A 6,376-nucleotide genomic window follows, 5' to 3' on the forward strand; every position below is an offset into this window, starting at 1 on the left:
GGGCGCTTTCCGGCCTGGGCTCCCTGCCGGTTGAGCCGCTGCTCCGCCTCGGGGACGGCACGGCGGCGAGTCTGGCGGGCCGTATCTTCGGCCTGCAGCAGAAGGTGCACCGGGCGCTTGGGGCGCTGGAGTCGCTGGAGAAGACGCACCTTCTCACGCTGAGGAAGGCCCGGGAGATGCTGAAAGCCCAGGGGAAGGACGGCATCGTGCGCGACCTCGACGGCGTCATCGCCCAAAACGAGGCGGACAGCCTGACGGGAATGGGGGCCGATCCGTCGATCCTCATCCTGGCGGGCCTGGGAGTCTGGGCCGGGTGGAAGCTGTGGAACTGGCTGAAGAACCGGAGGGCCGCCGATGCCTGAGGTTTATCCCGTCATCGAAGAGGGAATTAACGCCGGGAGAATGAATCCGGCTCCGGAAGCCGTGCCGGAAAGCGTGCCAGAAGTTTCGCCGGCCGCCCCCGCGCCCCGCAAGAGTGCAAGCGAGCTGTTTCTCATCGGCATCCTGCGCGGGCTTGTTTATGTGGACGCCCGCAGGCGACGCGTGGGCTTCCAGCCAAAGGAGACGATCCTCCTGTGCGGGGACGGGGATAAACGCCTTGTGTTCTGCTACGGGGCGAGAGGCACAAGGGCGCAGGAGATGAGCCGCGTGATCCTCGGCCACCACGAGGAGTTCAATGGCTTCAGATGCCAGCGGGTCTTGAGCGCCGTGCATGCGGCCAGGACCGGTGCGTGCAGGCTCCTCGGCGACCTTGTGGAGATCGTCTACTGGTCGGACAAGTGCATCGACGGCGAGTCGTGCAAGTCGCCCTCCAACTACCACCACCTGTTCGAACCGGAGTTTCCGCAGCTCTATGCCGCTCCCGGCAGGCATCTTCTTGCCGGAGGAGGCTCGTACAAACTGACCCGCCGCGGCATCGTTGGATGAAGCGGGGAAAAACGGAGAAACGACGATGGCAGCAAAGACGAGAAAAAACCCGCTCATCGGGAGCGTGATCGCCAACCCCGCGCTGTTCGCCAAAAAACTTCAGCCTGGGCAGAAGATGTATTTCAACATCGGCCGCAGCTCGAAGGCCTACCGGAGCGACAAGCGGCCGCAGTATATCGTGATCGAGGGGCCGCCGGCCGCGGCGGCGCGTCCGGCTGTTCGACAGCCCGTTCGCCAGGCTGGCCGCCAGGTTGTTCGACCGGCGGCAAGAAGGCGGGTGGCGCGGCCCGCCAGCGCCGCCGGTCCAGCCGGCATGGGGGCCACGGCAGCAGTGCCCGCGGCTCCGCCCCCCGCCGCCGCGCCTTATACCGCCGCGTCCCACACCAGCGGCCCAGCGCCGAAGAAAGCGGCCGCGAGGCACCGGCGCCGGAAGGCGGGAAAAATGCCGGTGTTTCCTCCCTTCACACCGCCCTCGCAGCAGGTGCGGGAGAATCCGTCGCTGTTCGGCGGCGGCCGGAGCGCGGCCGGCGACATCGCCACGCTGATCGCCCAGGCGATCGGGGCATTCGTGGTCCTGGGGCTTGGCATCCCGCTCGTCAAGCGCGTGATGCTGAACGTGCTCAAGAAGCCGGAGACCGGGGCCGGCGGCAGCCCGTCGATCGCGTCGCATGCCGCGCAGCTGGGTCTTTCGGCGGCGGCGTTCGCGGCGGCCGAGAAGACCATCCGGGACGGGCGGCTCAAAACGCTCGTCCAGGGGACGGCCGTCATCACGGCGGCGGCCCCGCTCATCAACCATCTGATCGAGAAGATGCGGCCGGGTTCGGCCCTGAGACTCCTCGGGGACGCCGGCCCGGTCCGCCTCAGTTTCGACGTGGAACCGCAGGCCCTGGACGCCGCGCTCGCGAGCGACCTGGAGGACCTGGACAGCAGCCCCGCCATCGACCGGCTACTGACGGAAAAGGCGGCGCTGCCGGTGCCTGAATTCGCACAGACCGCGGAAGCCTCGCCGGTTCCCGCACTAGCGCCGGGCGCAAGGCCGGAGGCCGCCAGCGGCGGGGAGGCTCTTGGCATGCAGTCCGGCCCCGGCGAGCCGCTTTTCCCGAGTCTCGGCAACCTCATCGACCCCGATGACTTCACGCTCCATTTCGGAGCCCTTCACATCAACTAATCCCACAGGAAAAGGACAAAGACAGCCATGCAGACGACAAACGACAACCAGCAGATTTACGGCGCCCTCTCCGGCCTCTACGGCGAGGAGGGAATGCGCGAGATCGAGACCGAACTGGGCCAGCTCTCGGCCCCGGACCAGCACAAGGCGGCCCGCCAGCTCGTCCGCCAGGGGCGGCTGATGCGCCACGCGGCCCGGCAGGCGGTGAAAACGCCGCCCGCCGTGAAGGCGGCCTTCGACGAGGACGCCGTGATCCGGCAGTGGGCGCAGCGGAAGAACATCCCCTACGAGCGGCTGAAGATCGAGCACGTGCGGTGGTTCCATCGCCGGTACATCGATATCGGCACGGTGGCGGCGCTGGCAAGCGGACGCCATGCGTTCTTCAGCGAGGTGCCCAAACCCGGTGCCCATGACACGAATTTCGACATGTGGGGCGAGTGGCCGCAGACGACGCTTGTCCTGCTCCGGGGGATCATGGCCCAGGTGCTCGTGCACAGCCTCGGCGCCACGGTGGACCGCTCGGCCAACACCTACCTGCCGATGGTCCAGCGGTTCCTGCACCACGCGACCATCTCGTACAAGGTGGACCAGACGACGACGGTTACGCAGCTCGTCAAGAACCTGCCCCCGGCGGGCGGCGCCAACATCGTCGGCATCCGGGACGAGTCGAACGGCTATCCGGAGGCCTCGAACCTGCGGACCTTCCGGCGCCCGATCATCATCGAGGGCGGCATCCAGTACCTGATCGAGATGAACGTCGACACGGCGGCGTTCCTCGCGTCGGGGAACCCGGTTTATCCCGACTGCACGCTCGACACGATCCTGGAGCTCGATGCCACCTGGATCCGGCAGGCGGGCTAGGGAAAAGGCCTTCACAAACGGGGCGATCGTTCCAGTTTGCCGGGCCGGACGGCGGGCCAGTGATAAGAGCCGGCCGCTTATGGATAAGCAGCGGCCTGCCGTCCGGTCCCGGCCCTTCCTTGAAGCAGGGAGCACAGATGGAAACCGTGCGTGAATACCCCAGATGGTTCATGGCCGAATACGAGCGGATCGTCGCCCGCTATCCGGCCCGACGGATCATCGAGCCCGCTTTTCATCCGGCGGTTTTCACAGGCTCCCCGGCCGCATTTGCCGCCGGTTCGGACCACTCGGTAACGGTGGCGATCCCGCAGAAGGAAATATTCGTCTTCTTCGGCTTCCGCTACGCGGCCGTCAACATGGAAAAGCTTCTCCAGTATCCGTTCCGGATGCGGGTGAGCGATCCGAGCCGCCAGGAGGCGCTCATTCCGTCGTTCGTCTTCGCGCCGAGCGTCTGCTCGACGGCGGCCCACTGGACGCCGATGTTCGTGCCGGTGGAGTTTCCGGGCGGCAGCGTCGTCCGGATCGACATCAGAATGTCCGAGGCGCTGCCGGGCGGGCAGGAGTACGTGCCCGAGATCGTGCTGTGCGGCCTGTCGCTCAAGGAACCGGCATGAACATCGCCGTCCTGGACTTCTCGAACCCCACCGGGTCTTCACGAAAGATCACCAGATCGGTCTATTTCATCCGGGACACGGTGGTCGTCCGGGTCTGCCCGGAGCCCATCCAGCCCCTGAACGCGCTGGACGATTTCCGCCTCGACGACGTGACGGCGGGCGGACGGCAGGTGCTGACGCAGCGGGTGTCGGGCTTGAGGTGCCTCGGTCCGGGGCCCCATGCCCTTTCGGTACATATTCCGGTCCGGGGCGGCCGGTCGCTGGAGATCGTATCGACGGTGATGCCGGGACGGTTTGTGCAAATCATGGTCGCCTGGCGGGGCGCCACTCTCAAGGACGACTTCAGCCGCGAGACGTTCTTTTACACCGACTCCTTCGAGGACATCCATGCCGCCGACGGGCGCGCCCGGTTCGTTTTCCAGAACCGCTACCGGTGGGAGGGGCTCGCCCTTGCTGGTTACGCCGGGGACTCCCGCCGGACCTGGCAGTCGGCACTTTATCCTTACGCCCAGGAACCGGCCGTCCGGCTTGGGGGGAACTTCGCCTCCGCCTCGCACTTCCAGACGTCCGACCTCCCCTTGAGGCTCAATTGCCATCCCGAGGAGTGGGCGACGCCCTACCTTCTCCAGACCAGCGTTGCCTGGCAGTTTCCATTCGGCCGGTTCCCCGTACCGGTCGTCTGCGAGGCGGGTACGGCCGTCGACGCCCGTTTTTCGCTCTTCGATTACGGCATTCTCAGCGATCCGCACTCGCTCGTGACGGTCGGGGAGCACCTCCTGTCATGAGCATACTGGCCGAATTCGGCGACCGGCTGGCGAGCCGCTTCAGCGCCCTTGTGCCTGCCTGGCGCCTGCTGCGGAACCTGGACAGCGAATTCATGTCCGGGCTCGCAAGCCTCGATCTCCTGGACGGTGAGCGGGAGCAATTCCTGGAGTTCACGGTCCCGCGCGACTGCTACCTCCTCCTGCACGGCATCGACATCGACGCCGCGTTCAGCCCGAAGAAGGCCCTCAGGCTCGACATCTACGCCGGGAAGGACGCGCTGCTTCCGTCCAGGCAGGGCTTCGCCGGTCCGTCCGGGTTCCTCGGATATCACCTCTATCCCGGCGGCACGCGAAAACAGACGATTCCGTTCCATCGCGTGCTGGCGCCGGAAACCCGGATCAGGATTTTCGCAACCCGCGGCGACCCCTGGCAGATGGCCGGAACCCCCGGCCATCCCGAAGAACCGCAAGCCCTCCATGACGATCGCGGCCACGACAGCGACGTCTTCGGGGCGTTCCAGAACCCCTTGCTGCTGATCGACTGGTCACCGGACATCCCGGTGTCAACGCTGTGGTCCGGGCCGACGGAAATATCGGCCGTGGCGAAGGCCACGGGCCGGATCACCGTCTGGTGCGATCTCACCCTGTCGGCGCCGAATGCGGATGTGAACACGTGGGTGGAGATCCGGGACGCGGCCAGCCCCTCGCGCCTTGTCATGCCGGAGCGGCCGGTCGCCACGAACGTGTCGAACGCTCACTCGCGGGAGCGGACGCTCGCCGTAACGCCGGGGGTCGAGTTCGGCCGGTATACCGTCCGGCTGCTCCGGACGGGCGGCCCGGCGGTGAACCTCGAAAAACTGCGGTTTTTCATCCTAAACGAGGAGGCCGTGAGGGACTGGGAGAACAAGGTCGTCATCAACGCCTCGGTGCGCGGCACCCGGATCCCGCGCGACATCTACAGGACGTTCGGCGAGCTATGAACAACCAGTTCGACCACCTGATACGAAAATACTCCACGGACATCCCGCCGCGGTTCGTGAAGGGGATGATCCACGTGGAAAGCGCCTTCAGGCCGGACGCCAAAGGCCCCGGCGGCGAACTGGGTTTGATGCAGTTCCTGCCGTCGACGGCGAAAACGCTCGGCGTCCAGCACGACACGCTAAAGAATCCCGAAACGGCCATCCGGTACGGCACACGGTATCTCTCGGAGATAGTTGGTAAATACATCAATCCACACCTCAAAGCTCCCATCGACCCCCTGCTCAAGGTGAAGCTGGCGCAGTTTGCCTATAACGCCGGCCCCCTGTTCACGGTCAGGCTGCTGAAGCGTTTCGGCAGCGACGTGCTCTCAAACCCCTCGAACTTCGACCGGATGGTGGAGACGCTTCGCGGCGATCCGGATATCGCACGGCTCGCCCGGCTGACGAAGGAGGCCGATTTTCTCTCGGCCCGCAAGAAGGTGGTCGAGAAGTACCAGTACTGGGCGGATCGTTATGCGGGGGATTTCCCGCCGTCTCCGGGAGAGCCGCCGAAACCGCCCGTGGCGGCTGCGGCGGCGCTCACGCCGCCGTTTCCGGGCGGACTTGCGCTTGCGGCGCTCGCGGCGTCCGCGCTCTTGTGGGTTTACCTGAGGAGAAACGGGCCATGACAGGGATCGCCAGTGTTCTCACTGTCCCGGGACTGCTCCCGGCGATTTTTTCGATCCTCGGTGTCCTCGTCGGCACCTTCATCCGCTCCTACACCGACGGCCGCATCGACCAGAAGCTGGGGCCGGTCGTGGACCGCCTGGAGAACATCGAAATCCACATTGGCGAGATCCAGCACGGACTCATCGCCATCCGCAAGGGCCAGGAGACGATGGACGACCACCGCCGCCGGATCGAGCGGCTCGAAAACCGGTCCATGACCGCCGGAGGAAGCGCATGAACATCCGCTTCAAATACCCGCATCTTGCTGAGGAGCTTCAAAGGACCGACTTCCGCCTCAAGGCGGTCGTGCTGGAGACGGCGCTCTTTCTCGGCGCGAGGGGGTTCGATCTCACC

9 protein-coding genes are annotated in these 6,376 nt (G+C 65.9%); all 9 read left to right on the forward strand.

Going from position 1 to position 6,376, the window contains the following annotated elements; all coding sequences use genetic code 11:
* Positions 1-362: hypothetical protein (locus KIT79_16010; GenBank protein MCW5830808.1), on the forward strand; the 362-nt coding region annotated here is incomplete at its 5' end.
* Positions 355-927 (forward strand): hypothetical protein, encoded by a 573-nt coding sequence (locus tag KIT79_16015; GenBank protein MCW5830809.1) that lies wholly within the window; start codon positions 355-357, stop codon positions 925-927. The genes KIT79_16010 and KIT79_16015, both read left to right, overlap by 8 nt.
* Before the next feature lie 25 nt (positions 928-952).
* Complete coding sequence (locus tag KIT79_16020) at positions 953-2,095, forward strand: hypothetical protein (GenBank protein MCW5830810.1); 1,143 nt, start codon at positions 953-955, stop codon at positions 2,093-2,095.
* 27 nt (positions 2,096-2,122) lie between these two features.
* The gene (locus tag KIT79_16025; protein MCW5830811.1) at positions 2,123-2,956 is read left to right on the forward strand and encodes a hypothetical protein; all 834 of its coding nucleotides are present in this window, start codon (positions 2,123-2,125) and stop codon (positions 2,954-2,956) included.
* Between the two features lie 137 nt (positions 2,957-3,093).
* Positions 3,094-3,570 (forward strand): hypothetical protein, encoded by a 477-nt coding sequence (locus KIT79_16030; GenBank protein ID MCW5830812.1) that lies wholly within the window; start codon positions 3,094-3,096, stop codon positions 3,568-3,570.
* Positions 3,567-4,355, forward strand: coding sequence for a hypothetical protein (locus KIT79_16035; GenBank protein MCW5830813.1), 789 nt, complete (start codon positions 3,567-3,569; stop codon positions 4,353-4,355). Before KIT79_16030 ends, KIT79_16035 begins: the two co-directional genes overlap by 4 nt.
* A complete protein-coding gene (locus KIT79_16040; GenBank protein ID MCW5830814.1) occupies positions 4,352-5,314 on the forward strand; it encodes a hypothetical protein in 963 nt (320 codons plus the stop codon). The genes KIT79_16035 and KIT79_16040 overlap by 4 nt, the downstream gene beginning before the upstream one ends.
* The gene (locus KIT79_16045; protein ID MCW5830815.1) at positions 5,311-5,982 is read left to right on the forward strand and encodes a lytic transglycosylase domain-containing protein; all 672 of its coding nucleotides are present in this window, start codon (positions 5,311-5,313) and stop codon (positions 5,980-5,982) included. Before KIT79_16040 ends, KIT79_16045 begins: the two co-directional genes overlap by 4 nt.
* Entirely contained in the window at positions 5,979-6,260 is a 282-nt protein-coding gene (locus KIT79_16050) for a hypothetical protein (GenBank protein ID MCW5830816.1), read from the forward strand. Before KIT79_16045 ends, KIT79_16050 begins: the two co-directional genes overlap by 4 nt.
* Positions 6,261-6,376: the final 116 nt, after the last annotated feature.

The sequence above is a fragment of the Deltaproteobacteria bacterium genome, from assembly GCA_026129095.1.
In the GTDB taxonomy this organism is placed as follows: domain Bacteria; phylum JAGRBM01; class JAGRBM01; order JAGRBM01; family JAHCIT01; genus JAHCIT01.